This window comes from Micromonospora sp. CNZ295 (assembly GCF_004217535.1).
The window spans coordinates 1,879,677-1,906,337 of the sequence record NZ_SHKZ01000001.1 but is presented as its reverse complement, the minus strand read 5'-3'; the positions used below and the strand labels follow the sequence as shown (position 1 = coordinate 1,906,337).

The 26,661-nt window shown below is 73.9% G+C and carries 25 protein-coding genes; 5 read left to right on the top strand and 20 right to left on the bottom strand.

Translation table 11 applies throughout. The features are described 5' to 3' along the window. Positions 1-37 precede the first annotated feature (37 nt). Positions 38-1,879: a DUF6311 domain-containing protein gene (locus EV376_RS09155; RefSeq protein ID WP_130321706.1), complete on the top strand. Its 1,842-nt coding sequence runs from the start codon at positions 38-40 to the stop codon at positions 1,877-1,879. Positions 1,880-1,948: 69 nt separating this feature from the next. On the opposite strand, the gene EV376_RS09150 is transcribed toward EV376_RS09155, so the two are convergent. From EV376_RS09150 to EV376_RS09100, 11 genes are all read right to left on the bottom strand, one after another. Then, the gene (locus tag EV376_RS09150) at positions 1,949-3,280 is read right to left on the bottom strand and encodes an NAD(P)/FAD-dependent oxidoreductase (protein ID WP_130321705.1); all 1,332 of its coding nucleotides are present in this window, start codon (positions 3,278-3,280) and stop codon (positions 1,949-1,951) included. 102 nt (positions 3,281-3,382) lie between these two features. Next, positions 3,383-3,940, bottom strand: a complete 558-nt coding sequence (locus EV376_RS09145; protein ID WP_130321704.1) for a hypothetical protein — start codon at positions 3,938-3,940, stop codon at positions 3,383-3,385. A gap of 37 nt (positions 3,941-3,977) precedes the next feature. Further along, on the bottom strand, positions 3,978-5,381 hold the full coding sequence (locus EV376_RS09140) for a DUF58 domain-containing protein (RefSeq protein WP_130321703.1): 1,404 nt from the start codon (positions 5,379-5,381) through the stop codon (positions 3,978-3,980). Then, a complete protein-coding gene (locus tag EV376_RS09135; RefSeq protein ID WP_130321702.1) occupies positions 5,381-6,388 on the bottom strand; it encodes an AAA family ATPase in 1,008 nt (335 codons plus the stop codon). Before EV376_RS09135 ends, EV376_RS09140 begins: the two co-directional genes overlap by 1 nt. Continuing rightward, positions 6,388-6,987, bottom strand: a complete 600-nt coding sequence (locus EV376_RS09130; RefSeq protein WP_130321701.1) for a hypothetical protein — start codon at positions 6,985-6,987, stop codon at positions 6,388-6,390. The genes EV376_RS09135 and EV376_RS09130 overlap by 1 nt, the downstream gene beginning before the upstream one ends. 28 nt (positions 6,988-7,015) lie before the next feature. Next, the gene (locus EV376_RS09125; protein ID WP_130321700.1) at positions 7,016-7,792 is read right to left on the bottom strand and encodes a DUF4129 domain-containing protein; all 777 of its coding nucleotides are present in this window, start codon (positions 7,790-7,792) and stop codon (positions 7,016-7,018) included. A gap of 22 nt (positions 7,793-7,814) precedes the next feature. Continuing rightward, entirely contained in the window at positions 7,815-8,555 is a 741-nt protein-coding gene (locus EV376_RS09120; RefSeq protein WP_130321699.1) for a uracil-DNA glycosylase, read from the bottom strand. Continuing rightward, on the bottom strand, positions 8,548-9,234 hold the full coding sequence (locus tag EV376_RS09115) for a dienelactone hydrolase family protein (protein WP_130321698.1): 687 nt from the start codon (positions 9,232-9,234) through the stop codon (positions 8,548-8,550). Before EV376_RS09115 ends, EV376_RS09120 begins: the two co-directional genes overlap by 8 nt. Before the next feature lie 196 nt (positions 9,235-9,430). Continuing rightward, positions 9,431-9,901 carry an LppU/SCO3897 family protein gene (locus EV376_RS09110; protein ID WP_130321697.1) on the bottom strand — a complete coding sequence of 157 codons (471 nt, stop codon included), beginning with the start codon at positions 9,899-9,901 and terminating at the stop codon, positions 9,431-9,433. A gap of 129 nt (positions 9,902-10,030) precedes the next feature. Further along, positions 10,031-11,038 (bottom strand): HAAS signaling domain-containing protein, encoded by a 1,008-nt coding sequence (locus tag EV376_RS09105; RefSeq protein WP_130321696.1) that lies wholly within the window; start codon positions 11,036-11,038, stop codon positions 10,031-10,033. Continuing rightward, the gene (locus EV376_RS09100; RefSeq protein WP_130321695.1) at positions 11,035-11,367 is read right to left on the bottom strand and encodes a PadR family transcriptional regulator; all 333 of its coding nucleotides are present in this window, start codon (positions 11,365-11,367) and stop codon (positions 11,035-11,037) included. Before EV376_RS09100 ends, EV376_RS09105 begins: the two co-directional genes overlap by 4 nt. A 74-nt stretch (positions 11,368-11,441) precedes the next feature. Between EV376_RS09100 and EV376_RS09095 the strand changes: the two genes are divergently transcribed. Then, positions 11,442-12,068, top strand: a complete 627-nt coding sequence (locus tag EV376_RS09095) for a LysE family translocator (protein ID WP_130321694.1) — start codon at positions 11,442-11,444, stop codon at positions 12,066-12,068. A 3-nt stretch (positions 12,069-12,071) separates the two neighbouring features. On the opposite strand, the gene EV376_RS09090 is transcribed toward EV376_RS09095, so the two are convergent. From EV376_RS09090 to eno, 5 genes are all read right to left on the bottom strand, one after another. Continuing rightward, positions 12,072-13,004 carry a Ppx/GppA phosphatase family protein gene (locus tag EV376_RS09090; protein ID WP_130328579.1) on the bottom strand — a complete coding sequence of 311 codons (933 nt, stop codon included), beginning with the start codon at positions 13,002-13,004 and terminating at the stop codon, positions 12,072-12,074. Positions 13,005-13,401: 397 nt separating this feature from the next. After that, entirely contained in the window at positions 13,402-13,944 is a 543-nt protein-coding gene (locus EV376_RS09085) for an amino-acid N-acetyltransferase (protein WP_130321693.1), read from the bottom strand. 1 nt (position 13,945) lies between these two features. After that, on the bottom strand, positions 13,946-14,503 hold the full coding sequence (locus tag EV376_RS09080; protein ID WP_130321692.1) for a DUF501 domain-containing protein: 558 nt from the start codon (positions 14,501-14,503) through the stop codon (positions 13,946-13,948). 30 nt (positions 14,504-14,533) lie between these two features. Beyond that, positions 14,534-15,163 (bottom strand): septum formation initiator family protein, encoded by a 630-nt coding sequence (locus EV376_RS09075; protein WP_130321691.1) that lies wholly within the window; start codon positions 15,161-15,163, stop codon positions 14,534-14,536. A 32-nt stretch (positions 15,164-15,195) separates the two neighbouring features. Further along, positions 15,196-16,479 carry a phosphopyruvate hydratase gene (gene eno / locus EV376_RS09070; protein WP_130321690.1) on the bottom strand — a complete coding sequence of 428 codons (1,284 nt, stop codon included), beginning with the start codon at positions 16,477-16,479 and terminating at the stop codon, positions 15,196-15,198. Between the two features lie 234 nt (positions 16,480-16,713). Here eno and EV376_RS09065 point away from each other — a divergent pair, with 234 nt between their 5' ends. Both EV376_RS09065 and nudC read left to right on the top strand, forming a co-directional pair. Then, complete coding sequence (locus EV376_RS09065; RefSeq protein ID WP_130321689.1) at positions 16,714-17,409, top strand: hypothetical protein; 696 nt, start codon at positions 16,714-16,716, stop codon at positions 17,407-17,409. Then, positions 17,406-18,311, top strand: a complete 906-nt coding sequence (gene nudC / locus EV376_RS09060; RefSeq protein WP_130321688.1) for an NAD(+) diphosphatase — start codon at positions 17,406-17,408, stop codon at positions 18,309-18,311. Before EV376_RS09065 ends, nudC begins: the two co-directional genes overlap by 4 nt. An 18-nt stretch (positions 18,312-18,329) precedes the next feature. On the opposite strand, the gene EV376_RS09055 is transcribed toward nudC, so the two are convergent. From EV376_RS09055 to mfd, 4 genes are all read right to left on the bottom strand, one after another. Continuing rightward, positions 18,330-19,949, bottom strand: coding sequence for a DUF885 domain-containing protein (locus EV376_RS09055; protein WP_130321687.1), 1,620 nt, complete (start codon positions 19,947-19,949; stop codon positions 18,330-18,332). Between the two features lie 96 nt (positions 19,950-20,045). Next, positions 20,046-21,041, bottom strand: a complete 996-nt coding sequence (locus tag EV376_RS09050; protein ID WP_130321686.1) for a nucleoside triphosphate pyrophosphohydrolase — start codon at positions 21,039-21,041, stop codon at positions 20,046-20,048. Between the two features lie 2 nt (positions 21,042-21,043). Further along, entirely contained in the window at positions 21,044-21,799 is a 756-nt protein-coding gene (locus EV376_RS09045; RefSeq protein WP_130321685.1) for a hypothetical protein, read from the bottom strand. Between the two features lie 89 nt (positions 21,800-21,888). Beyond that, positions 21,889-25,545 carry a transcription-repair coupling factor gene (gene mfd / locus EV376_RS09040; RefSeq protein WP_130321684.1) on the bottom strand — a complete coding sequence of 1,219 codons (3,657 nt, stop codon included), beginning with the start codon at positions 25,543-25,545 and terminating at the stop codon, positions 21,889-21,891. 157 nt (positions 25,546-25,702) lie between these two features. On the opposite strand from mfd, the gene EV376_RS09035 reads away from it, so the two are divergent. Then, the gene (locus tag EV376_RS09035) at positions 25,703-26,593 is read left to right on the top strand and encodes a helix-turn-helix domain-containing protein (RefSeq protein ID WP_130321683.1); all 891 of its coding nucleotides are present in this window, start codon (positions 25,703-25,705) and stop codon (positions 26,591-26,593) included. Positions 26,594-26,661: the final 68 nt, after the last annotated feature.

The following is a 26,661-nucleotide window of genomic DNA, read 5'->3' as shown; positions in this document are numbered from 1 at the left end:
CGTACCCCGATGCCCCGCCCCCACTAGGGTCGGGACCGTGAGCAGCGCAGCCCCCACGGCCTCCGACGCCGCCGCCCAGGCTGTCCGCACCGCCCACCGGCTCTCGCTCCGGCACTGGCCCGCCCTGCTGGCCCGCCGACGCGCGGACGTCGCCGTCCTGCTCGCGTTCCTGGCGCTGGCCGGCTGGCTCACCCAGGGGCTGTGGCCGAATCCGGCGACCCGGGTGCTGTCGCTCAACCCCGAGGACCAGGCCCTGTACGAATGGTTCCTGGCCGTCGACGCGCGAGCCCTGCTCGGCGACTTCGGGCTGCTCACCGACCGGTTGAACGCGCCGGACGGGGTGAACCTGATGACCAACACCACGGTGATCGCCCTCGGGGTGCTGCTCGCACCGGTCACCCTCCTGCTCGGCGCACCGGTCACCTTCGCCCTATTGGCCGCGGTCAACCTGGCCGGCACGGCGTTCGCCTGGTACCTGCTCTACACGCGTACGCTGGGCGCCCGCCGGGCCGCGGCCGTGACGGGCGCCGGGCTGTGCGGGTTCGGTCCGGGCATGGTGTCCCAAACCAACGGCCACCTGCACATGACGGCCCAGTGGCTGGTCCCGGTGATCGTCTGGCTGGTCGTCCGCCTGCTGCGGGCCGCCGACCCGGGCGGGTACGCCGACCGCCGGGCGCCGCAGCGCGCCGCTGGCCCGGACCGGCGGCGGATCGCCACCTCGGCGGTTGCTCTCACGGCGGTGGTCAGCCTGCAGGTGTTCGTCGGTGAGGAGGTGCTGTTCCTCGCCGCGTTCACCCTGCTGGTGATGGCGGTCACGTACGCCGTGACCGACCGGGACCTGGCGCGGCGGGCGCTGCCGAACTTCGCCGGCGGCATGCTGATCGCCACCGGGCTCGCCGTGCTCATGCTGGGCTGGCCGCTGTGGTTCCAGTTCGCCGGGCCGCAGGGCGTGGCCGACGGGATGTTCAGCCCCCACTACTTCTCCGCCGACCTGCGCAGCTGGTGGGCCGTGTCGCCGCTGTCACTCCTCGGTGCCGACGACGCGGCCCGGCTGACCACCGGGCCGGCCGAGTACAACACGTTCCTCGGCTGGCCGCTGCTGCTCGTCACCGCCGCCTGCGCGCTCTGGCTCGGCCGGCGGCCGCTGGTCGTGGCGTGCGTCGTCGGCATCCTGGCGACCGGCGCGCTGTCGCTCGGCCCCCAGGTGGTCGTCGACGGCGACCGAAGCAACCTGCCCGGGCCGTACGCCCTGCTCGCCGGCCTGCCGGTGGTGGACGGCGCGCTGCCGATGCGCTTCGCGCTCGCCGCGCTCCCGCTGATCGCCACCGTGCTGGTGTTGGCGCTCGACCGCGCGCTGCGCGGCACCGGCCGGGCCCGCCGATGGGTGCCGGCCACGGTCGGCGCGGCGCTGCTGCCGCTGTTCCCCCTGCCGCTGCCGACCACCGCGCGTCCGCCGGTGCCGGAGTTCATCACCGCCGGGCACTGGCGGCAGTGCGTCCGGCCCGGCGGCGTGCTGGTGCCGGTGCCGCTGGCCACGCCGCCCGAACCGTGGCCGATGCGCTGGGCGACCGCCGCCGACGCGGAGTTCGGCATGCCGGAGGGATTCTTCATCGGCCCGTACGGCCGGAACGGGACGGCCGCCATGGGCACCAGCCGGCGGCCCACCGCCAGGCTGCTGGACGAGGTGTGGAAGCGCGGGCTGCAGCCGGCGGTCGGGGAGGACCAGCGCCGCCAGGCGGCCGAGGACGTGCACTTCTGGGGTGCCTCGTGCGTGGCGCTGGCGGTCGACACCCGCCACGCGGACAGCCTGCGCGGCACGCTGGAACAGCTCTACGGGCCGTCGACCCGAATCGCCGACGCGTGGATCTGGCGGGTCTGAGCGACCGGGGTGTGAAGAGGGGCCCCTTCCGCTATCCCAGGCGTTATGAAAGGGCCCTTCCTCGCACGGTCAGCGGGTGCCGGCGCCGACCGGCTGGGACGCCTCGGCGAACTCCTCGCGCGGGTCGTGCAGCTGGCCCAGGGCGACCACCTCACGCTTGAGGAAGAACGCCAGCGTCCAGTCGGCCACGACCCGGACCTTCCGGTTGAACGACGGGATCCGGCTCATGTGGTACGTCCGGTGCATGAACCAGGCCGGCCAGCCCTTCATCTTCACGCCGTACACCTGGGCGACACCCTTGTGCAGGCCGAGGCTGGCGACGCTGCCGGCGTGCTTGTGCTTGTAGTTCACCGGCTGCCGGTCACGGATCACGTTGACGATGTTGTCGGCCATCCGGGCCGCCTGGCGCACCGCGTGCTGGGCGCTCGGCGAGCAGTAGTTGCCCGGCTCCTTCGTCAGGTCCGGCACCGCCGCGCAGTCACCGGCGCTCCACGCGCCCTCCACCACCCGGTCACCGTCGACCACCTGGAGGGTGGGCAGGCAGGTGATCCGCCGCCGCTCGTCGCGGGGGAAGTCGGTGGCGTCGAGCATCGGGGACGGCTTCACGCCGGCCGTCCAGACGATCGTGTCCGCGGGGAAGACGTCGCCGTCGGAGAGCTTTACGACGCCGTCGACGCAGGACTCCAGGCGGGTGTCCAGCCGGATGTCCATGTTCCGCTTGAGGAGCTGCTGCACGGCGTAGGCGCCCATGTCACGGTCGACCTCGGGCAGCACCCGCCGGGTGGCCTCGACCAGCACCCAGCGCATGTCGTCCGGCTTCAGCTCCGGGTAGTACCGCAGCGCGTCGCGGGCCATGTCCTCCATCTCCGCGAGCGCCTCCATGCCGGCGTAGCCGCCGCCGACGAAGACGAACGTCAGAGCGGTGCGGCGCACCTCGGGATCCGGCGTGGCGGCCGCCACGTCGAGCCGGTCCAGCACGTGGTTGCGCAGGTAGATGGCCTCACCGATGGTCTTGAAGCCGATGCCCTGCTCGTGCAGGCCGGGGATCGGCAGCGTCCGGGAGACCGAGCCGGGGGCAACCACCACGTGGTCGTACCGGATCTCGCGGGTGGGGCCGATGATCGGCTGCACCTCCGCCGTCTTGCGGGCGTGGTCGATCCGGGTGACCGCCCCCACGACGACCTTGCACTTGCGCAACTCCCGCCGCAGCGGCACCACCGCGTGCCGGGGCGAGATGTTGCCGGCCGCCGCCTCCGGGAGGAACGGCTGGTAGGTCATGTGCGGCTGGGGGTCGACCACGATGACCTCGGCCTCACGCGAGCTGAGCTTCTTTGACAGGCGCAGCGCGGCGTACAGACCGACGTGTCCGGCACCCACGACAAGGATCCGCTTCGGATTCACGCTATCTATCTTTCCCCGCCCGCCTGTGCTAATCCCGCGCGCGGCCCTCCGTTGTGACGGAGCACAACCCGTGTGACCCGGATAACCCTTCGTACCCAACGGTCACCGGCGGCGCAGCTGCCACCCCAGCAACACGGTCACCGCCACGGCCACGGCCAGGCCGGCCACCGTCGCCGCCTGGAAGCCCGCACCCCCACCGGCCCCGGCCAACTCGATCAGGAGCACGCCCAGCACGGCGGCGGCGAGCAGCACCGCCACCGCCCGGAGCAGCCAGCGCACGATCAGGTCCGGGTCGACCACCGAGTCGTACGGCAGCAGCGCCGCCAGCGCGCACAGGGTGTGGGTGAGGTAGACCGCCGCCGCCACGGCGAGCAGCCGCCAGAGCGCGACCGGCCGGCCGTACCCGTCGATGGCGAGCAGCCAGCCGCCCACGGTGACCAGCACGGCGAAGGTCGGCCAGACCCGCCGTGGGCCCACCGCCGGCAGCAGCGCGACGAGCGGTGCGACCAACGGTCGCTCGCGAACGATCTCCGAGGGGTACGCGAGCAGCAGCCCGACCAGGGTGCTGAGGAAGATGGCGGCGCGCACCAGCAGCGGCGTCAGGCTGATCCGGGCCGCCGCGTACCGCACCTCGCGGACCCGCTCGAGGACGGCCTTCACCGGCGGCCACCTCCGGTCACCATCGCCGCCACCCGGCTCACCGGGACCCCGCTCTCGGCGCGGTGGCCAACCGGGCCACGTCCCGCAGCACCTCGTCCAGGCTGCCCGCGCCGGCCCAGCGCACCACCGGAACGCCGTGTTCCCGCAGCTGCCCCATCATCGTGTCCCGGTCCAACCGCCACAGTCGGTACGCCACCTCCGCCCAGCCCCGGTCCCCCGGCGGCGTCAGGTCGGCGGGCAGCGTGTCGACGGCGACCACGAAGCGCCCGGACCGGGCCAGCCGGGCGAGCATCTGCGCCGACCGCTCGTCCAGCAGCGGCGTGAGCACCACCACCAGCGCGTCCGCGGCGAGGACCTGCGGCCCGAAGACCTGGTCGTACGGCTCGTACGGGGACGGCCGGGCGTTCACGTCGAGCAGCCACTCCAGGACCGTCAGGTACTGGCGGCGGCCGGTGGCGGGCCGCAGCCGGCGGGCGGCCGGACCGTACTCCAGCATGGACACCCGATCACCCCGGTGCAGGTAGTGCTCGGCGATCGCGGCGGCGGCCCGGACCGTGGTGTCCAGCACCGAGGCGGTACCGCCGACGCCGCCCGAGCGGCCCGCCTCGGCGAGGACGTCGAGCAGCACCACCACCTCGGCGTCACGGTCGGAGAGGGTGGCCGCGACGTGCAGCTGCCGGGCCCGCAGCGAGACCCGCCAGTCGATCCGGCGCAGTCGGTCGCCGGGGGCGAAGACGCGTACGCCGGCCAGCTCGCCGCCCTCGCCCGGCCGTCGCGAGTGGTGCGCGCCGACCAGGCCCGCGGCGCGGGGCATCGCCTCGACCGCGTCGAACGGCTCGGTCACCGGGTAGACCCGGACGTGGATCGGCTCGGTGACCACCGGGCGCGAGACCAGCAGCCCGTGCGCGGCGCAGGCCCGCGCGCCGGCCGGGCCGATCGGGTGCCGCCCCCACCGGCGCGCCCGGCCCGCCAGCTCCAGGTCGACGGCGGCGTCGGCCGGTACGGCGGTCACGAAGGGACGGTCGGCGACCGACCGGGCGCCCCCCGGATCGCCGGACGTGGTCGCGCCGGCGATCGTCGCGCGCTCGATCCGCAGCCAGGGCGACACCCGGCCGCGGACCACGGCCAGGTCGTAGTCGACCGGGCCGGAGTTGCCGACGGTGACCTGCGCGGTCAGCTCGCCGCCCTCCACCAGGTGCCCCTCGTCGGCGGCGATCCAGACCTGCGGCAGCGCGGCCGGCCGGCGGCGCAGCGCGTACGCGGTGCCGATCGCGAACGGGGTGGCCAGCACGATCAGGTCGACCCGGCCCAGCAGCACGCCGGCGATCAGCAGCAGGCCGGTGAGCAGCACCGCCCGGCCGAGCGCCCGGGTCGGCGCCCAGCCGCTGGCCTGCTCCGGCTCCGGCGGCTCGGCGGGGGGCGGCACGGTGGGCGAAGTCATCAGTGCGCGGGCCGGCCGGCGGCGTAGCTGGGCAGGGCACCGCTGGCCGGTGCGGGGGTCGCCTCCAGCACCTCGGCGACCACGAACGACGGGTCGACCCGGCGCAGCCACATCTCCGGGCGCAGCGTGATCCGGTGCGCCAGGGCGGGCACGGCCACGTCCTTGACGTCCTCCGGCACCACGTAGTCCCGGCCGGCCATCACGGCGCGTACCCGGGCCAGCAGCAGCAGCGCCAGCGAGCCGCGTGGGGAGGCCCCGACCAGCACCGACGGGTGCTCCCTGGTGGCCGCGGCCAGCGCGACGATGTAGCGGCCGACCGAGTCCTCCACGACCACGTCCTCCAGCGCGGCCTGCATGGCGCGCAGGGTGGCGGCGTCGACGACGGGCTTGATCTCGGCCTCCTCGCGGCGGCGGGACATCCGGCGGCGCAGCACCTCCCACTCCTCGCCGTGGTCCGGGTAGCCGAAGGAGACCCGGAGCAGGAACCGGTCCAGCTGGGCCTCCGGTAGCGGGTACGTGCCCTCGTACTCGACCGGGTTGGCGGTGGCGAGCACGTGGAACGGCTCGTCCAGCCGGTACGTGACGCCCTCGACCGAGACCTGCTTCTCCTGCATCGCCTCGAGCAGGGCCGACTGGGTCTTCGGCGGGGTGCGGTTGATCTCGTCGGCGAGGAGCAGGTTGGTGAAGACCGGCCCGGCGCGGAACGCGAAGTCCCCGCTGCGCTGGTCGTACAGGAACGAGCCGGTCACGTCGGCCGGCAGCAGGTCGGGGGTGAACTGGAGGCGGCGGAAGTCCAGCCCGAGCGCCTGCGCGAACGACCGGGCGGTCAGCGTCTTGCCCAACCCGGGCAGGTCCTCCAGGAGCACGTGACCGCCGGCCAGGATCCCGGCGAGGACCAGCTCCAACGCCTCCCGCTTGCCGACGACGACCGTACCGACCGCGTCCAGCACCGACCGCGCGAGGTGGCCGACCTCCGTGGCGGGCAGGTTCCGGTCCACGTCCTTCATCACAGTCTCTCCAGTTCGGCGACGATCGCCGCGAGCTCGCGCGGCGACGGGGGGCGGCGGGGCGGTCTCTCCAGGAATGTCGACAGCCGGTCACCGAGCAACGTCCTGGCCCGGGCGGGATCCGAGCCGCGGGTCACGCCGTGCCGCAGGCGCAGCCGCTCGTCGGCCAGTTCACCGAGCCGGGGCAGGATCACCTTGTTGAAGCGCTCGGGCCGGGTGGCCGACCAGTCCAGCGGTGTCTCCCAGCTGTTGATGGCGGCGCGGAGGGCGTCCATGGCCGCCCAGTTCCAGGTGCCGTCACCCTCGGTGAGGCGGATCGCGGTCGAGGCACGGGCCGGCGGCGGACCATGGGGGCCGGGGCGCGTCAGGGCGGTGACGACCCGGCGGACCGCGAACAGCGCGACCACCCCGGCGACCAGGACCAGCAGCGAGATCTGGAGACCGACCACGCGCAGGCCGGCGACGAGCACGACCACGGCGGCGGTGATGCCGGCCAGGTTACGCAGCACCCACCTGAGTCGTCCGCCCCCGTCCGGCCCGTCGGGGCGGGGCCGCTCCTCCTCGAAGGTGAGCAGGTCGTCGATGCTGGTGCTGCTCACCTCGACCCCTCCTCGGCGAACGCGACCGTCATGCCGGCACCTCGCCGCCGGTCAGGGCGGTGAGTTCGCCGCGCAGCCGGCGCAGCGCGGCCCGGGCCTGGTCGCGGGTGCGCTCGTCGACCGGGTGGGTGGCGTACCGCGCCTCCCGGTAGACGTGCGCGAACTCGGCCAGCACGTCGGCGCTGGCGATGGCGGGAACACCGGCCGCCGGGTCGCCGCGCAGCAGACGGGTCACCAGGTCGGTCGGGGTGTCGCCGGCCAGCCGCCGCACGCCGGCGCCGTCGGCGGCCTCCTCCAGGCGGACCCAGCAGGCGATCACCGCCGTACGCGGATCGACGTCGGAGTCGTCCAGTTCGACCAGGCCGGCGTCGAGCGCGGCGACGACCTCCCGGGCGGTGCCCTCGGCGGTACGCCGGCCCCGTTGCTGGGGCAGCGACCGGGTGGTCCGCCGCAGCACACCGCGCACGAGCGTCCACAGCAGCACGCCGACGACGGCGAGCGCGGCCAGCCCGAGCAGCACCCCGAGGCCGGTGACCAGCCATCCCGGGAGCTGCGTGCTGCTCAGTTCGCCGGCGTCGCGCGGCTCGACCGGGATCGACGGGACCGGCTCGGCCGTCGGGTACTCCGGGACGAGGGGCACACTCTCGGCGGCGGGCGGGATCCGGCTCGCGCCGATCGACGAGTGCGTGGCCGCGACCGCGGCGGCGGCGAGCAGCAGCGCGACCGCCCCGACGGGCCACCACCGGCGCACCACGCCGAGGTCCTCCGGGAGGTACGGCGTGCGTCGGCGCGTCCCGTCCGTCATCGCCACCGCCCCGCAGCCTCTACTACTCCACCCCGGCCAGTTGCTTCGCCCGGGCGAACACCTCGTCCAGCATTCCTGGTGTCAGCCGTCCGGTGAAGGTGTTCTGCTGGCTGACGTGGTAGCAGCCGAGCACTTCCGGGACCGCCGTTCCGGACCAGTGTGCCCCATGCGTGAACGCCGGTCGCGGGCTGGGCGGACGCACACCGTACACCTGGCGCAGCGCCGGCCACCACGTGGACCAGGCGAACGCGCCCAGCGCGACCACGACGCGCAGCGTGGGCCGGATCAGCGCGACCTCGCGGTGCAGCCACGGCGCACACGTGTCCCGCTCGGCCGGGGTGGGCTTGTTGTCCGGCGGCGCGCAGCGTACCGCCGAGAAGATCCGGGTGTCGCGCAGGGCGAGGCCGTCGTCGGCGGTGACGCTGGTCGGCTGGTTCGCCAGCCCGGCCCGGTGCAGGGCGGCGAACAGCACGTCGCCCGAGCGGTCGCCGGTGAAGATGCGGCCGGTGCGGTTCCCGCCGTGCGCGGCGGGCGCGAGGCCCAGGATGGCGATCCGGGCCGCCGGGTCGCCGAAGCCCGGCACCGGCCGGCCCCAGTACTCCTGGTCCCGGAAGGCCGCACGGCGGGTGCTGGCGACCTCCTCCCGCCAGGCGACGAGTCGCGGGCAGGCGAAGCAGTCGCTCACCGCGCCGTCGAGGTCGGCGAGGTCGGTCGCCCGCGCGGCGCGCGCGGCGACGTCCTCGGCGGTGCGGGACTCAGCCAAGCTTGGCCCGGAAGAGTTCGAGCGTGCGGGCCCAGGCGGTGGCGGCGGCACGCTGGTCGAAGTTCTCCGGGCGGTCCTCGTTGAAGAAGGCGTGCGCGGTGCCCGGGTAGTCGTACGTCTGGCAGCTGCCGCCGGCCGCCTCGATGGCTCGACGGACGGCCTGTACGCCCTCGTCGGCCGAGGTGCCGTCGGCCTCGGAGCAGTGGATGACCGCGGCCTTGCCCGCGTAGTCCGTCCACTCCGGACGCATGCCTTCCCAGGGCAGGCGGGGGTAGAAGGCGGAGGTGGCCACGATCCGCTCGGTGCGGGTGGCGGACCAGAGCGCCAGGCTGGCACCGGCGCAGAAGCCCGCGCAGCCGACCTTGCCGGTGACCTCCAGCCGGCCCGCGAGGTAGTCGGCCGCGCCGGCGATGTCGGCGGCGGCCTCGTCCATCTGCGTGCTGTTCAGGATCTGCCGGGGCTCGTCCGGCTTGCTGGCCGGCCCGCCGTGGCGGAAGTCCGGGGCGAGGGCGACGAAACCGGCCTCGGCGAACCGGTCGACCACCGCCCGTACGTGGGGTACGAGGCCCCACCAGTCCTGGATGACGATGACCGCCGGGCTGGCCGCACCGCCGGACGGTATCGCGAGATAACCCTCACCCGTACCGCCGTTGCTCCGGTACGTAACCATCTCGCCCATCGGCGTCCTCCTAGCGGTCAGTCAACGTTGGCTGGTCGCCCAGTGGTCCTACGTGCCGGTAGCCTGCCACGCCGCGAGGGCCCTGGGAAAGACACCGGGGAAGTGGCATTCACCTCCTGTTCGCCTCGACAACCCGGACATGGCGACGGCGGCGCGGGTGACTCCCGCGCCGCCGTCGACGTCCTCCGGTGGAGGCTCAGCCCTTCTTGGTGAGGCAGAGCACGTAGCCCGTCTTGCCCGGCTCGATGCTGGAGAACACGTAGCCCTCCTGGCCCTCCTTGAAGAACTGGTCGCACGCAGCACCCTCGCGGGCCTGCGCCTCGGTCTGACCGTCGACCCGGCCGACCACCTCGTACGCGGCGTCGGTGGAGGTGCACTCGACGACCTTGGCGCTGTCGACCTCCTCCTGCTCGGTGCCGGTCACCTCGGGCAGCTCGGCGATGCAGTCACCGGCCTTGGCGTCCGCGGTCTCGTCCTTGTTGAGAAGGCTGCCGACGCCGAACTTGAGGCCGGCGATCACGAGGAACACCACGATCGCGCCGACGATGCCGAGCACCTTCTTGGCGCCGGACTTCTTGACCGGCTGCTCGGCCGGCGGCGGCGCCTGGACGCCGGGCTGGGGCTGCGAGGCGTCCGGTGCGGGGGGCGGTGCGACCTGCTCTGACACGGGAATTCCTTCCGAGGGGTGAATGTGCGGACGACACCGTAAGCGAACAAGGCCTCCGTCCGCCGCCCCGCCGGCCTCATCCGTTCAGCCATTTCCCAGGATGCGCAGGGAAGGGCCCCTTCTTGACACTCAGCCGGTGGGTTCGGCGCTCGGCGTCGCCGCCGCCCCGGGCGCTGCCGGGGACGCCGTCGGTGCGGGGGTGGACGTCGGCGCCGCGGACGGCGCCACCCCGTCAGACGGCCCGGGCAGCGGCGGGAGGACCGGCTGGGACGCCGGGGCCGTCGGCCGCGGCCCGAACGGCGCCAGCTCGGGGCAGTACGGGTAGGCGCGCAACAGCGGGTTGCCCGTGCCGTTCGGGTCCCGCAGGTCGGGGCAGTCCGGATAGCCGAGCCGGATCGGGTCGCCGTTCTGGTCGAAGAGCCGCGCGTTCTGGACCAGCCGCCCCTCGCTGTCGTAGACGAAGACGTCGCGGATGTGCTCGTACCGGCCGTCGATCGACGTCTGGTTGTAGTAGTAGTCGGTGTAGCCGAGCCGGTCCTCGGCGTTGGCGAGAGCCGACAGCGCGAACACCACGAGCACCAGGTTGCCGGCCACCAGTGCCCGCCGGGGCCAGGTGCGCAGCCGGCCGCCCCGGCGGCCCAGGGCGACCGAGGCGACGACCAGGGCCGCCAGGATCATCAGGCCGGCCTGCACGTTGCCGTCCACTCGGGGCAGCAGCCCGAAGGAGCCACCGGTGCTGACCACGGTCAGCAGCATCGCCGCGAGGTAGGCCCGCAGGACCCACCAGCCCGGGGCGAACTGGTGGAGGAACTCGCGGGCCGTCGCGTACCCGAGAGGTGGGCCGAGCTGGTTGTCGAGCGCGCGCAGCTGGGCGCGGGCCCGGCCGGCGAAGTCGCCCAGCCGCCGGTCCAGCCGGCGTCGGCCCGCGCCGACCCCGGCCGCGGCACGCAGCTCGACGGCGTACGCCTCGGGCGCGCCCAGCCGCTCGACCAGCGTCCCGCCGGCCTCGGCGGCCACCACGGCGAGGTGCTCCGCCAGATCCTCGGTCAGCTCGTCGCGGACCGCCGGCGGCAGGTCGGCGAGCGCGGACCGGACCCGGGCGACGTAGTCGTTGATCTCCTGCTCAGAGACGGTCATGCCGCCCTCCCCCGATCGTCGAGCAGTGCGTCCATGGTGGTGGCGAACGAGCGCCAGAGCTTGCCGGACCGGGCGAGCTGGTCGCGGCCGGCGGCGTTGAGCGAGTAGTACTTGCGGTGCGGCCCGGACTCGCTCGGCACCACGTACGTGGTGAGGAAGCCGGCGGCGAAGAGGCGGCGCAGCGTGCCGTAGACCGAGGCGTCGCCGACCTCCTCCAGCCCAACGTCGCGCAGCCGGCGCAGGATGTCGTAGCCGTAGCCGTCCTCGTCCCGGAGCACCGCGAGGACGGCCAGGTCGAGCACGCCCTTCAGAAGTTGTGTGGTGTCCACGCAATGCACACTAGTGCGCATTGCGAAGTAGCGTCAACGGGACTCGCCGTCCGGCTCACCCGTAGGGTCCGGTCATGTCGTGGGGCAGCTACGGGTCCTTCCTCGTCTTCGCGCTGGTGCTGATCCTCATCCCCGGCCCGGACTTCGCCGTGGTCACCGGTAACACCCTGGCCGCCGGGCGGCGGCGCGGAATGTGGAGCGCCGTCGGAGTGACCACCGCCGCCGCGGTGCAGGGCCTCGCGGCCGCGGCCGGCCTCGGCGCGCTCGTCGTACGGTCCCAGCCGCTGTTCGAGACGATCCGCTGGGCCGGCGTGGCCTACCTCGCGTACCTCGGCGTGCAGGCGTGGCGTTCGGCGTGGGTCGGCCGGTACCCGCCGCTCACCGACGCCGCGGCCCCACCCGGGCAGGCGCTGGCCGGATTCCGGCAGGGCTTCCTGTCCAACGTCACCAACCCGAAGGTGCTGGCGTTCTACCTGGCCGTGTTGCCGCAGTTCGTCGGCGGTCCGGCCCCGCTGGCGGTGCTCGTCGCGTTCGCGCTCAGCCACGCGGTGCTGTCGCTGCTCTACCTGGTGCTGCTGGTCGGCGGGCTGCACCGGGCCCGGCGGGTGCTCGCCCGCCGGCGGGTACGCCGCTGGCTGGACGGGCTCACCGGGGCGGCGCTGCTCGGCTTCGGCGCCCGCCTGGCCACCGAGAGCGCCTGACCGCTACCGCTGAAGGCTCCAGGCGATGCCGTCGAGGATGTCGTGCTCGGAGGCGACCACCGAGTCCATGCCGGCGCGCTCCATGATCACGCGGAGCACCAGGGCGCCGGCGCCGATCACGTCGGCCCGGCCCGGGTGCATGACCGGAATCGCCAGCCGCTCGTCGCGGCTCTTCGCCAGCAGGTCGGCGGTCACGTCGGCCACCGCGGTGTACGGCACCCGGGCGTGGTGGATGCGCTGCGGGTCGTACTCCCGCAGGCCCCGGGCGATCGCGACCACGGTGGTGACCGACCCGGCGAGCCCGACCAGCGTGGCGGCCTCCCGGCCGGGCACCGCGTCCAGCGCCCGGTCCACCGCGACCGCGATGTCGGCCTGCGCCGCCGCGATCTCGTCCAGGCCCGGCGGGTCACCGTGCAGGTGCCGTTCGGTCATCCGGACGCAGCCGATGTCCATCGAGATGGCGCCCTCGACACCGTCGGCACGGGTGCCGACCACGAACTCGGTCGAGCCGCCGCCGATGTCGATCACCAGGTACGGCTCGCGTGCGTCGGCGGGCAGCCCGCGTACCGCCCCGGTGAAGGAGAGCCGGGCCTCCTCGTCGCCGGTCACCACCTCGGGCGCGACGCCGAGCGTCCGCTCCACCATGGCCCGGAACTCGGCGGCGTTCTCGGCGTCCCGGGACGCCGAGGTGGCGCACAACCGGACCCGCTCGGCGCCCAGCTTCTCGATCTCGGCGGCGTACTCGGCGAGCGCCACCCGGGTCCGCTCGATCGCCTCCGGAGCCAGCCGGCCGGTCCGGTCGACACCCTGGCCGAGCCGGACGATCTCCATCCGGCGGCTCAGGTCGACCAGCGGGGCGGTGGGCCCGGCGTCCGGGTCGGGCAGGTCGGCGACCAGCAGGCGGATCGAGTTGGTCCCGCAGTCGATGGCGGCCACGCGCGTCGTCACGTCCGCAACCCTACGGCAGCTTGATCCGGCGCTCCGGCCCGGCGAGCAATCGGTCGGGCACGCGGCCGAGGACTCGATGGTCGGCCGGTCGACCCGGAGGGCAGACCGGCACTACCGAGAGTGGTCGCGGATGGATTCACTCTGCGCGACCACCATCGCCAGAGCCGAAACGCCCCCTGCCGTCCTTTGCTCTGCTTACCTATACGCACAACCACCTGCGACCAGGCCTTTTCGAGTCAGCTGCAAAGGCGGCGACCTCGATGCAGCTACTCAGGGTGACTGTTGCGTATGGGTAAGCAGAGCAAAGGCGGAGGGGCGCGGGTTCGGCTTCCGGTCCGCGTCACCGCACGTGACGAGTGGTGCGGGAGCCGAGCGGCGGCGTCCCTCAGAGGCGGAGCAGCATCCGGGTGTTGCCCAGGGTGTTCGGCTTGACCCGCTCCAGGTCGAGGAACTCCGCGACACCCTCGTCGTACGAGCGGAGCAACTGCTCGTAGACCGGCTGCGGCACCGGCGCCCCGTCTATCTCGGCGAACCCGAACGCGCCGAAGAACCGGGTCTCGAAGGTGAGCACGAAGATCCGCCCCACGCCCAGTTCCCGGGCCACGTCGATCAGCTCGCCGACGATCCGGTGCCCGATCCTGCGGCCGCGGTACGCCGGATCGACCGCCACCGTACGGATCTCGGCCAGGTCCTCCCACATCACGTGCAGGGCCCCGCACCCGACCACCGTGCCGTCCGGCGCCGCCGCGACCCGGAACTCCTGCACGTCCTCGTAGAGCGTCACCGTCGCCTTACTGAGCAGCCGCCGGTCGTCGGTGTACGTGTCGACCAGCCGCCGGATCGTCCGGACGTCCGCCGTCCGGGCCCGCCGCACCACGATCTCGTCGGCCGCGGGCGGGGACCCGGCCGGCCCCGGAGGAGCGGTCATCTCACTCGTCCGCCGGCACGTCCACGCACGGCCCGGCGGTCCACCAGGGCTCGATCAGCCCGAGCGTCTCGTCGCCGAACGGGTTCACGCCCGGGCCGGCGCCCAGCGCGTGCCCGAGGTGCACGTGCAGACACTTCACCCGGCCCGGCATCCCGCCGGCGGAGATGCCGGCGATCTCCGGCACGTGGCCGATCGCCTCCCGCCGCGCCAGGTAGTCCTCGTGCGCGGCCCGGTAGTGCGCCGCCAGCTCCGGATCCTCCGCGAGCCGGTCGGCCATCTCCTTCATCAACCCGGCCGACTCCAGTCGGCTGCACGCGGCCGTCGCGCGGGGACAGGTCAGGTAGAACAGCGTCGGGAAGGGCGTCCCGTCGGTTAGCCGCGGCGTCGTCTCCACCACGTCCGGCAGGCCGCAGGGGCACCGGTGGGCCACCGCCCGGGTGCCGCGGGGCGGACGGCCGAGCTGCGCGGCCACCGCGGCCAGGTCGGCCTCCGTGGCCGGTTCCCGCTGCGGCAGAGGTACGGAGGCAGCGGCCGGTTCCGGCGGCGGTACGACTGTCACGGTGCCCTTCCTCGGTCGGTGCGGTGGCGCTCACGCATCGGGCCGGTCCCCGTTGGCCGCCTCGACGCTCGACCACAGCGTGTCGTACCAGGGGTCGGGCGTGACCGGCTCGGCCGGGCCGGCTTGCTGGCCCGCGTCCCGGGCGGCGCCCTCCGGGTCGCGCAGCACCACCAGGATCTTCTCGTCCGGGCGGACCATGAAGAACCGTTCCCGCGCCTTGGCCTCGATGTACTTCGGGTCCTGCCACTTGGCGGCCCGCTCGGACAGCTTCTCGATCTCCTCCCGCTGGGCCTCCTGGGCGGCCTCCATCCGGGCGATGTCGGTCTGCTGGTCGAGGTAGACCCGGACCGGGTAGGTGTAGCCGAGGGCGAGCGCGATCAGCACCGCGAACAGCACTGTCGCCCGCCCGGTGAAGCGTCGGGGGTGGGGTGCGGCGAGCCGCTTCACCGCGCCACCGGCAGCCGTCCGCCGGGCGGCCGGCCGGTTCGTCGCGCGTACTCCGTCGGTGGCCCGGGTCGACGCGCGACCGGCGGCCGCCCGGGGCTCGGCGCGGACACCGCCCTCACGGACCGGTCGGGCACCGCGGGCCCCGCCCGGCCGGCCGGTCTGACCCGGCCGGCGGGCGGGACGCTGGCCACCCGGCGTGCGGCGCTGCTGCATCGTCACACCCCTCCCCCGAGGCTTCGCGTCCCTCAGGCCGAACGGTAACGCGGGAAGGCGCCCGCCCCGGCGTACCGCGCCGCGTCGGCCAGTTCCTCCTCGATCCGCAGCAACTGGTTGTACTTGGCGACCCGGTCCGAACGGGCCGGCGCACCGGTCTTGATCTGGCCGCAGCCGGTGGCGACGGCCAGGTCGGCGATGGTGGTGTCCTCGGTCTCGCCGGAACGGTGGCTCATCATGCACTTGAAGCCGGCCCGGTGGGCCAGGTCCACCGCGTCCAGGGTCTCGGTGAGCGACCCGATCTGGTTGACCTTCACCAGGACGGCGTTGGCGGCGTTCTCCGCGATCCCGCGGGCGATCCGCTGCGGGTTCGTGACGAACAGGTCGTCGCCCACGATCTGGATCCGGTCGCCGATGGACGCGGTCAGCGTCTGCCAGCCGGACCAGTCGTCCTCCGCCAGCGGGTCCTCGATCGAGACGATCGGGTACGCGTCGGCGAGCTTGGTGTAGTAGGCGCTCATCTCCTCGGCGGTCTTCGCGGCGCCCTCGAACGTGTAGGTGCCGTTCTCGAAGAACTCGGTCGCCGCCACGTCGAGCGCGAAGACGATGTCGGTGCCGAGCCGGTAGCCGGCCTTCTCGACCGCCTCGGCGATCAGGTCCAGCGCGGCGGCGTTGGTCGGCAGGTTCGGCGCGAAGCCGCCCTCGTCGCCGAGACCGGTGGAGAGGTCCTTCTTCTTCAGCACCGACTTGAGCGCCTGGTAGACCTCGGCGCCGGAGCGCAGCGCGTCGCGGAACGTCGGCGCGCCGATCGGCGCGATCATGAACTCCTGGATGTCGACGTTGGAGTCCGCGTGCGCCCCGCCGTTGAGGATGTTCATCATCGGGACCGGCAGCAGGTGCGCGTTCGGGCCGCCGAGGTAGCGGAACAGGCTCAGCTCGGCGCTGCCGGCGGCCGCCTTCGCCACCGCCAGGGAGACGCCCAGGATGGCGTTGGCGCCCAGTTCGCTCTTGTTGTCCGTGCCGTCGATGTCGAGCATCCGCTGGTCGATCAGCCGCTGCTCGCTGGCCTCGTACCCGATCAGCTCGTCGACGATCTTGTCCTCGATGTTCGAGACCGCCTTCTCGACTCCCTTGCCCAGGTAGCGGTCCTTGTCACCGTCGCGCAGCTCGATCGCCTCGAAGGCGCCGGTGGAGGCGCCGGAGGGCACCGCGGCACGGGCGATCGTGCCGTCGTCGAGCCCGACCTCGACCTCGACCGTCGGGTTGCCCCGCGAGTCCAGGATCTCCCGGGCGACGATTCCCTCGATGGTTGCCACTGAGTCGCTCCTCATGTGTGTGTGCCGGTCCGGTATGGGCCGCGACGGTGCGGCTGAGGCAGGTGTTGCCACGCAGCGTATCGGGCGGCGCCGCGACGCACCGCGTCACCCGGCCGGGCGTCCCGTCACGCCACGTGTCCGGCACCCGCCTCCGCGACGGACATTCCCGGATTCTCGTACGTCAACCGGCAACGGGTTTGCGCGCGGTTGATCCGATCGGCGAGGCTGGGCGCCATGCCCGCCGCCTCGACGATCCGCCTCCGCCTGCTCGCCGTCATGGTCATCGCGTCGCTCACCGTCACCGGCTGTCAGACCCTCGACGACGCCGGCCGGGCAATCGGCCACGCCGACCTGGTGAACGATCTCGCGAGCCGGCTGGATCGGGCGTTCACCCTGACCTATTCGGCCGACTACCAGCTCGCGGCCGGGCAGACCGCCACCATCGCGCAGGCGCAGGAGCCGGCGCGCTCGGCGTACACGTGGCCCGGGGGCAAGCTGACCGTCACCGAGGAGGCGACGACCCGGTGCGCGACCTCCGGCGGGCGGACGGTCTGCGCGCTGGAGCCGCCGCCGGCGGCCACGGCCAAGCCATCGGTGGCGGTGTTCGCCGAGGCCGAGCGGCAGGGCCTGGTCACCCCGCCGCTGGTGGTCGGGCTGCTGACCGCCGCCGCCCTCGATCCGCACGCGGTGATCACCAGCAGCGACACCACGCTGGCCGGGCGGCACGCCTCCTGCGTCGAGGTACGCGGACCGGCCGACAGCTTCAGCGCCTGCGTGACCACCGAAGGGGCGCTGGGCAGCTTCACCGGACAGGTGGACGGCGAGCGGGTCGACCTGGCCCTCACCCGCTACCGGGAGAACGTCGACAGCACCGCGTTCGACCTGCCGCCGGACGCCGGGGTGGTCGACCGCCGGCCGCCGCGCCCATGACCGGCGAAGCGGACGAGCGTCCGACCGCCGGGTCGTCGGGTGACCGGTCCACCGGCGTCGCCGGTGTCGGGCCGGTGCCGGCGGCGTTCGTCCCCGGCGTGGCGGTCGCCGGACCCGACCCCGGTGACCTGGCCCTCCCGGTGGCCGGGCGCAAGCTGCTCACCGGCTCGGACGGCGCCTTCCCGCGGGTGGGCGACCTGCCCGCCGGCACCGCGTGGGTCCCGCTGGGCACGCTCGACGGACGGCCGGCCTGGGCGGCCGAGATCCCGGCCGAGGACGGCCCGGCCGGCCGGTGGCGGAGCTGGCGGTCCGTCGCCGCCGAGCTGCCCGAGCCGTACGCCGCGCTCGCCGGCCGGGCGCTGGCCGTGCTCACCTGGCGGCGGACGCACCGGTGGTGCGGGGCCTGCCGCGCAGAGCTGACCGACGTGCCCGGCGAGACCGCCCGGCGCTGCCCGGGATGCGAGCTGTACGTGCCGATGCAGCTCTCCGCCGCCGTCCTGGCCGCGGTCACTCGGCCCGGTCCCGCCGGCCGCCCCGACGAGCTGCTGCTGGTCCGGCACGCGTACGGGCCGACCGGGTTGTGGGCGCTGGTCGCCGGGTTCGTGGAGGCCGGCGAGACGCTGGAGGAGGCGGTCCGCCGGGAGGTCGGCGAGGAGGTCGGGCTGGCCGTCGACCGGTTGGCGTACTTCGGCAGCCAGCCGTGGGCGATGTCCGGGCCGGGGACGCTGCTGACCGGTTTCACCGCCCGCTCGGCGGATCCGCTGGCCGAGCCGGTCGTCGACGGTCGGGAGCTGGCCGAGGCGCGCTGGTTCCCGACCGTCGGGCTGCCGGCGGAGCTGCCGCCGGCGTACTCGATCTCCCGCTGGCTCATCGACGCGGCGGCGAGGGACGCGCGGCGCTGACGACCGGCGGCCCCTTCCTCACACCTCCAACAGGGTGCGCAGGTGACGCGGGGGTGGGCAGTCGTGGGCCAGCATGGCGTCGTGCCAGTCGCGGACGGAGACGCCCGCCGGGCGGGCCGCGGCGATCTCGGCCACCTCGCTGTACCCGACGAAGTACGTGGACAGCTGGGTCGAGGTGAGCAGCGCACGCCGCCACTTGCCGGCCGCCTCGCCCTCCTCCTGGAAGCCGCGCCCGGTCATCAGCGCCATCGCGTCCGCCTCGGTCATCCCGTCGCAGTGGACCAGTTGGTCGAGCAGCGCGTTGATGGTCATCCGCAGCTGCATCTTGAGCTGCTGGAGCCGCACCGGTACGCCGCCGAAGCCGTGCGCGGCCATCACCTCCTCGGCGTGCACCGCCCAGCCCTCGATGAACGGGCCGGAGCGGGCCAGCGCCCGGACCCGGGTGACACCGGCGTGCCGGCGGGCGTGTGCCAGCTGGAGGAAGTGCCCCGGCATCGCCTCGTGCACGGTGAGATTGCGGATCATGTGATCGTTGTACTCCCGGTAGAACGACTCGACCCGGTGCGCCGGCCACTCCGCCGGGGTGGGCGCGATGCAGTAGAAGGTGGGCACGTCGGCCGTCTCCAGCGGCCCCGGGGAGTCGCAGTACGCGACCGCCACGCCCCGCGCGAACTCCGGCATCACCTGGATGACACACGGGTCGTCGACGAGGCTCACCAGGTCGTGGGCGCGGACGAAGTCGGACGCCTCGTCGAGGGTGATCGAGGCGAGGTCGACGATGGTGTGGTCGTCCGGGTGCTCGGCGGCGAGCAGGTCCAGCGCCCGGCGTACCGTCTCGTCGTCGGCCGGGCCGCCGACCAGCTCGACGGCCGCCGCGCGGATCTCCTCGGTGACCCGGTCCAGGTTCGCCCACGCGCGGCGCTGGATCTCGGCGGCGCCCAGCTCGGTGTCGAGCGTGTGCCAGAGCCGCGCCTCCCAGAGCCGGCGCCCCAACCGCGGGTCCCGCCCGGACCCGCCGTCAGCGGCCAGGCCGCCGCGGAGCCAGGCCACGAACTCCTCGAGCGCGGCGATCGCCCCGGCGGCCGCCGGGGCGACCCGGTCGTGCAGACCGGGCGCCTGGCCGAGCAGCGCCGGGACCTCGTCGCGGATCAGCGCCGCGGTGCCGGTGAACTGCCCGACCGCCGTCTCGGCGTGGATCCGCGGCATGTCCCGGAGGGTGGCGCGAGCGGTGGCGAGAGCGTCGGGTACGGCCGCCAGCCGACCCGCCAGGTGGGTCAGCCGGACGTCCGCGGGGGCGTACGGGCGGGCCACGAGCGCGTGCAGCAACGCGCCCGGGTTGTGCCGCAGCGGGTCCCACTCGTGGGCGCGGACCTCGTCCCGCTCGAACAGCTCCCGGTCGACCAGGGCGGTCAGCAGTGCGTGGTCCACCCGCTCGTCCAGGTCGAGCCCGTCGGCGTCCACCTCGGACAACGCGTCCGCGGCGTCCCGGAGCATCGCCCGGTCGGCGGCGAGCGCGTCAGCGCTGTAATCCGGCAACCGGTCGTCGTACCGGTGATCCCCGGCATTGGTGGCGACCCCCGGCCGCGCCGCCAGCAACTCCTCGACGATCCGCTCAGCCAGCCCCGCAAACTCCTGCATGCCGGAACCCTACCGACTCCCGCCGATAGCGCATCTCCCGGTTGATCAAGAAGTTTTCGTCCTCCGCAGGCGCCGTTCGAGACGAAAACCTCTTGATCAACTCTGCGGAGGTGTGGCGCGTGTGGCGCGTTCGGCGGTGCGGATGGCTTCGGCGTAGGCGAGGGTGGCGCGGCGGAGGGCGGACTCCGGGTCGAGGTTGGCCTCGCGCGCGGCGGCGACCGTCGCGAGGAGGCTGGCGCCCAGTCTGGCCTCCGGGTCGACCTGGGACTCCGCCAGCGGGGGTGGGACGGCCAGCCCGATCCGGGCGGCGCGGTCGAGAATCTTGGCGGCCAGGGCGAGGGCGGGCTGGCTCATCGCGATCCCGTCCAGCACCGACTCGCGCGCCTTCTCGGCGCGCTTGATCCGCTCCCAGTTCTCCTCGATCTCCTCGAGGGTGGCGGCCGGCCCCTCGGCGAAGACATGCGGGTTGCGCCGGACCATCTTGTCGACCAGGCCACCGGCCACGTCGTCGACGGTCCACCGCTCGCCCTCGGGCAACTCCTCGGCCAGCCGAGCGTGCAGCACCACCTGGAGCAGCACGTCGCCGAGCTCCTCGCGCAGCGCATCCGTGTCCCCGGCGCTGATCGCGTCGTACGCCTCGTAGCACTCCTCCAACAGGAAGCCGGCGAGGCTCTGGTGGGTCTGCGCCCGCTTCCACGGATCACCGCCCGGCGACGCCAGCCGGTCCAGCACCGCCACCGCGTCCAGCAGCCGGGCACCGGGCGGGTCCCACGAGCCGTACATCAGCTCCAGCTCCGCCAGCCCCGGCTCGCGGGCCAGGCGCAGGCCCAGCTCCCGGGCGAGCGACTCGTCACCCGCCGGACCGGCGAGCCAGACCGCCGTGCCGTGCGCCGCGACCGCGTCCAGCAGCGCCTGCGTCGCCGGGCCCTCGACCACGGCGACCTCGGCGCCCGCGGCGCGGACCGCCGTCGTCAGCTCGCTCTCCGCCCCGGCCAGCACCGGGTGCCGGCGTACGACGTCCCAGGCGGCCGCCGTGAGCAGGCCGGCCGGCAGCCGCGGCGAGGTGACCAGCAGGACGATCCGCGCCGACATGCTCAGGAGGCGACCGGCTCGTCCGCCTCGGTCGGCTCGACCGTCGGGAGCGGCTCCGGGGTGGAGATGTCGGTGACCGCGTCGGAGCCCGGCTCACCCAGCGGCACGCTCACCGCCGGAGCGTTGCCGGCGAAGCTGAGCACCGGGAACTCCAGCGGCCGGTAGCGGGGGTTGACCGTGACGTCGTACGTCTCGACCGCCTCGGCCAGCGACTTGCGGGTGGCCAGCGCGCTGCGGAGCTGGGGGACGTCGAGCTGACGGGCCGCGGCGTCATCGGGCACGTCGGGCGGGATCGCACCCGCCTGGCGGCCGGCGGCGATCACGTCGGCGAGCTCCTGCTCGGTGGGCGCGACCGGCTCGCCGGCGGGCAGGCCGGACAGGCAGGTGTAGAGCGCGGCGACCTCGCGCACGTACTCCGAGTCGGGGGCGAGGTTGAGCTGGCGGGCGACCTGTTCCGGCTCCGCCTGGCCCTGCGGCCGGTAGCCCTTGTCGGCGGACACCCGCTGGCAGACCTCGGCCAGCACCAGCGTGCTCACGACCTGATTGCGGCCGGGCAACGGCGCGGGCGCCCCGCCCAGCTCGGGGGCGGCCGTCGCCGCGGGGCTCTCCCGCAGCTCGTCGAGGACGGCGCTCACGGCGTCCTCGGTGATCCGCTGGTCGCCGACGTACGCGGCGACACCCGGCTCGGTACGGCATCCGGCGAGGGCGACGAGACCGACCGCCAGGCTGGCGACGGCGACAAGACGGCGAGCACGCATGACGGCAACTCTCTCACGCCCGCCACCGGAGGTGTGACACCCCCCACGGCTCATCGACCGACGCCCGCCAGGGCCGCCGGCTCGCCGAATCACCTTCCGCTCGCCACTGCGGGGCTGGCAGAACCGGCCAGCTTCTCGGGCTCGCCGAGGACGTCGGAGAGGAGCTGCGCGCACCACTCCAGCAGCGCCTGGTCGCGCAGCGGCTCGCCGCCGACCCGGCGGGTGCTCGGCCGGGGCACGCTGACCTGGTCGAGCGCGGACTTGTAGACCGCGTCCGGGTGGTAGCGCTTGAGCCGAAGCTGCTTCGAGTCGGGCAGCGGCAGCGGGCTGAACCGGACGTGCTTGCCCTGCACGCTGACGTCGGTCAGGCCGTAGCGGCGGGCGAGCAGCCGGAACCGCGCCACCGCCACCAGGTTCTGCACCGGGGCGGGCGGCTCGCCGTACCGGTCGGTCATCTCGGCGACCACCTCGCGCAGCCGCTCCTCGTCGCGGGCCTCGGCCAGCTTGCGGTACATCTCCAGGCGCAACCGCTCGACGCCGACGTAGTCGTGCGGCAGGTGCGCGTCCACCGGCAGGTCGACCTTGACCTCGACCTCCTCCTCCGGGCGCTCCCCCTTGAACGCCTGCACCGCCTCGCCGACCATCCGCACGTACAGGTCGAAGCCGACACCCTCGATGTGCCCGGACTGCTCGCCACCGAGCAGGTTGCCGGCGCCGCGGATCTCCAGGTCCTTCATCGCCACGTACATGCCGGCACCCAGCTCGGTGTGCTGGGCGATGGTCGCCAGCCGCTCGTGGGCGTGCTCGGTGAGGGGCTTGTCCGGCGGGTAGAGGAAGTACGCGTACGCCCGCTCGCGGCCCCGGCCGACCCGGCCGCGGATCTGGTGCAGCTGGGCCAGGCCGAGCAGGTCGGCCCGCTCCACGATCAGGGTGTTGGCGTTCGGGATGTCGATGCCGGACTCGACGATCGTGGTGCAGACCAGGACGTCGAACTCCTTCTCCCAGAAGCCGACCATGACCTTCTCCAGGGCCTCCTCGCCCAGCTGCCCGTGCGCCACCGCCACCCGCGCCTCGGGCACCAGCTCGCGCAGCCTGCGGGCCGCCCGCTCGATCGACTCGACCCGGTTGTGCAGGTAGAAGACCTGCCCGTCGCGGAGCAGCTCGCGGTGCACGGCGGCGGCCACCTGCCGCTCGTCGTACGCCCCGACGGCGGTGAGCACCGGATGCCGCTCCTCGGGCGGGGTGGCGATGGTGGACATCTCCCGGATGCCGGTGATCGCCATCTCCAGCGTCCGCGGGATCGGGGTGGCCGACATGCTCAGCACGTCGACCGAGGCCCGCATCGACTTGAGGTGCTCCTTGTGCTCGACGCCGAAGCGCTGCTCCTCGTCCACGATCACCAGGCCGAGGGACTTGAACCGGGTGGCCGCCTGGAGCAGCCGGTGGGTGCCGATGACGATGTCGGCGGTGCCGTCGGCGACCATCGCGAGCGTCTGCTCGGCCTCCTTCGGCGTCTGGAACCGGGACAGCTGGCGGATCGTCACCGGGAACTGGGTCATCCGCTCGGCGAACGTGTTGTAGTGCTGCTGCACGAGCAGGGTGGTGGGCACCAGCACGGCGACCTGCTTGCCGTCCTGCACCGCCTTGAACGCCGCGCGTACCGCGATCTCGGTCTTGCCGTACCCGACGTCGCCGCAGATCAGCCGGTCCATCGGGACGCTCTGCTCCATGTCCCGCTTGACCTCTTCGATCGCCGCGAGCTGGTCCGGCGTCTCCTGCCAGGGGAAGGCGTCCTCCAGCTCCCGCTGCCACGGGGTGTCCGGCCCGAACGGGTGCCCCTTGGCGGCCTTGCGGGCGGCGTACAGCTGGATCAGCTGCGCGGCGATCTCCCGGACCGCCTTGCGGGCCCGGGCCTTGGACTTCTGCCAGTCCGAGCCGCCCATCTTGTGCAGGGTCGGCTGCTCGCCGCCGACGTAGCGGGAGAGCTGGTCGAGCTGGTCGGTGGGGACGAAGAGCCGGTCACCGGGCTGGCCGCGCTTGCTCGGGGCGTACTCGATGACCAGGTACTCCCGGCTCGCGCCGTTGACGGTGCGCTGCACCAGCTCCACGTACCGGCCGATGCCGTGCTGCTCGTGCACCACGTAGTCGCCGGCCCGAAGCTCCAGCGGATCGATGGTGTTGCGCCGCCGGCTCGGCAGCTTGCGCATGTCCCGGGTCGAGGCCCCCCGACCGCCGGTGACGTCGGCGCCGGTGAGCAGCACGAACCGCGCCGCCTCGTCGACGAACCCGCTGCTCAGCGACCCGCAGGTGACCAGCACCGCGCCGGGGGCGGGCGCGGTCGGCACCTCCTCGACCAGACTGGCACCGAGGCCCGCGTCGCGCAGCACCTCGACCGCCCGCTGGGCGGGGCCGTGCCCCTCGAAGACCAGCGCGATCGACCAGCCCTCGCCGGCCCAGCGCTTGAGGTCGTCCACCACCCGCGCGGTCTCACCGTGGTAGAGCGGGGCGGGCTGGGCGGCCAGGGTCACCGCGATCGCGTCGTCGGGCGTCACGTCGACCTCCGCCGGCGCGTCCTCCCACGGCTGCCGTTCCGCAGCGGCGGCGGGCTCCACCAGGCCGAACGGCGACACCGTCCACCAGGGCTGCCCCAGGGCTCGGGCGGCCGCCCGGACCTCCGCGAGCGTCCGGAAGGCGGCGGCGCCGAGGTCGACCGGGGCGGCGCCACCGACCGCGGCGGCGGCCCAACTGGCCTGGAGGAACTCATCCGAGGTACGCACCAGGTCGTGCGCGCGGGTGCGGATCCGCTCCGGGTCACAGAGGAGCACGTGGGTGCCGGCCGGCATGGTGTCGATCAGCAGCTCCAGCGCGTCCGAGCCGATCAGGGCCGGCGCCAGCGACTCCATCCCCTCGACCGGAATGCCCTCGGCCAGCTTGTCGAGGATCTCGGCCAGCTCCGGGTGCTCGTCGGCGAGGACGGCGGCGCGCTTGCGCACGGACGGGGTGAGCAGCAGCTCCCGGCAGGGCGGGGCCCACAGCAGCGGAACCTGCTCGATGGTGCGCTGGTCGGCGACCGCGAAGGTGCGGATCTCCTCCACCTCGTCGCCCCAGAACTCGACCCGGGACGGGTGCTCGTCGGTGGGCGGGAACACGTCGAGGATGCCGCCGCGCACCGCGAACTCACCGCGCTTGGTCACCAGGTCGACCCGCGCGTACGCCATGTCGGTGAGCCGGCGCGCCACGTCCTCGAGGTCGGCCTCGGAGCCGGCCGCCAACCGCACCGGCGCCAGGTCTCCCAGGCCTTTGAGCTGCGGCTGCAGCAGCGACCGGACCGGCGCGACGACCACCCGCAGCGGGCCGGTGCGGCCCTGCGCGTCGGCCGATTCCGGGTGGGCCAGCCGGCGCAGCACGGCCAGCCGGCGGCCGACCGTGTCGGAGCGGGGCGAGAGCCGCTCGTGCGGGAGCGTCTCCCAGGACGGGAAGACCGCCACCTGCTCGGCCGGCAGCAGGCAACCCAGCGCGGCGGCGAGGTCGTCGGCCTCCCGACTGGTGGCCGTGACCGCCAGCACCGGGCGGCCGGCGCCACCGGCCGGCTCGTCGGCCGCGACGGCGGCGACCGCGAACGGGCGCAGCGCCGGCGGGGCGGTCAGGTCGAGCCCGTCGACCTGAGCGGCACCGGATCGCGCCAGGTCACGGGCCCGGGCGAGGGCCGGGTCGGCGAGGGCGGCGGCGAAGAGTCCGGTGAGCATGTGACCACTTTCGGGGTGCGACGGCACGACGATCACCCCTCGTCCGGGCTGGACGGGGGGTTGCACCAGTCGACACTATCTCTCCGGGGTGACGATCGACGTCCACGTGGCGGGGATCGCGCCGCGACGCCGGTGACGACGATCCTGGGGAGGACGGATGCCGGAGGGAACCGGGAGTGACCCACGCCAGCGGACCACACCCGCCCGGTGGCGGGTGCTGGGTCACCCGACCGGGATCCTGATCTACCAGGTGCGGTGCATCGTCGAACACCACGGCTGGTCCGAGCCCGTGGCCGAGCGGACCCATCGGGTGATGCTCGGCCGGTCGGGCGTCTACCGGCGTCGGGTCAACGGCCGGACCGCGCTGTCCGACGCCACCTCGGTGCTGCTCACCCGGCCCGGTGACGAGATGGCGGTGGCGCACCCGCTCGGCTGCGGCGACTCGTACACCTGCCTGGAGGTCGACCCGGAGGTGCTGGCCGAGCGACCGGCCGCCGCCCGCTGGCTGCACGAGGCCGGCTGGGCGGGCTCGTCCGACGCGACGCTGGACCTGGCGCACCGGCTGCTGGTCGCGGACCTGCGGCGCGGGCTGGACGCGTTCGAGATGTCCGAGCGGCTGCACCGCTTCCTCGACCGGCTGGTCGACCACACCGACCCGGACGGCGACCGGCCGGGGACGGACCTCGACCGGGCGGTCGGTCGGCGGGCGGCCACCCTGGCCGCACACCGGCAGCTGGTCGACCGAGCCCGCGAGGTCCTCGCCACCGCGGACTTCTCGCTCACCCTCGACGACGTCGCCCGGGCGGTCGGCGCGTCACCGCACCACCTGAGCCGGGTGTTCCAGCGGGTCACCGGGAGCAGCCTCACCACGTACCGCAACCGGCTACGGGTGCGGGCGGTGCTCGACACCCTCGCCGAGCCGGGCGGTCTGCCGCTGCGCCTGGTGGCGTCGGAGTACGGCTTCGCCGACCAGGCCCACCTCACCCGGGTGGTCCGCGACCACGTGGGGCATCCGCCGGCCCGCCTGCGCGCCCTCCTCGCCGCCTGAGGTGCGCGGCAGGGCCCCGATCAACGCCTCCGGTAGTAACCGGGCTCCTTCTTGACACCCGCCGCTCC

Coding starts and splice junctions, on each gene's coding strand:
- EV376_RS09140 (WP_130321703.1), bottom strand. CDS start 5,381: ATGACTTCGCCCACCGTGCCGCCCCCCGCCGAGCCGCCGGAGCCGGAG.
- EV376_RS09135 (WP_130321702.1), bottom strand. CDS start 6,388: ATGAAGGACGTGGACCGGAACCTGCCCGCCACGGAGGTCGGCCACCTC.
- EV376_RS09125 (WP_130321700.1), bottom strand. CDS start 7,792: ATGACGGACGGGACGCGCCGACGCACGCCGTACCTCCCGGAGGACCTC.
- EV376_RS09115 (WP_130321698.1), bottom strand. CDS start 9,234: ATGGGCGAGATGGTTACGTACCGGAGCAACGGCGGTACGGGTGAGGGT.
- EV376_RS09105 (WP_130321696.1), bottom strand. CDS start 11,038: ATGACCGTCTCTGAGCAGGAGATCAACGACTACGTCGCCCGGGTCCGG.
- EV376_RS09095 (WP_130321694.1), top strand. CDS start 11,442: ATGTCGTGGGGCAGCTACGGGTCCTTCCTCGTCTTCGCGCTGGTGCTG.
- EV376_RS09085 (WP_130321693.1), bottom strand. CDS start 13,944: ATGACCGCTCCTCCGGGGCCGGCCGGGTCCCCGCCCGCGGCCGACGAG.
- EV376_RS09075 (WP_130321691.1), bottom strand. CDS start 15,163: ATGCAGCAGCGCCGCACGCCGGGTGGCCAGCGTCCCGCCCGCCGGCCG.
- EV376_RS09065 (WP_130321689.1), top strand. CDS start 16,714: ATGCCCGCCGCCTCGACGATCCGCCTCCGCCTGCTCGCCGTCATGGTC.
- nudC (WP_130321688.1), top strand. CDS start 17,406: ATGACCGGCGAAGCGGACGAGCGTCCGACCGCCGGGTCGTCGGGTGAC.
- EV376_RS09055 (WP_130321687.1), bottom strand. CDS start 19,949: ATGCAGGAGTTTGCGGGGCTGGCTGAGCGGATCGTCGAGGAGTTGCTG.
- EV376_RS09050 (WP_130321686.1), bottom strand. CDS start 21,041: ATGTCGGCGCGGATCGTCCTGCTGGTCACCTCGCCGCGGCTGCCGGCC.
- EV376_RS09045 (WP_130321685.1), bottom strand. CDS start 21,799: ATGCGTGCTCGCCGTCTTGTCGCCGTCGCCAGCCTGGCGGTCGGTCTC.
- mfd (WP_130321684.1), bottom strand. CDS start 25,545: ATGCTCACCGGACTCTTCGCCGCCGCCCTCGCCGACCCGGCCCTCGCC.
- EV376_RS09035 (WP_130321683.1), top strand. CDS start 25,703: ATGCCGGAGGGAACCGGGAGTGACCCACGCCAGCGGACCACACCCGCC.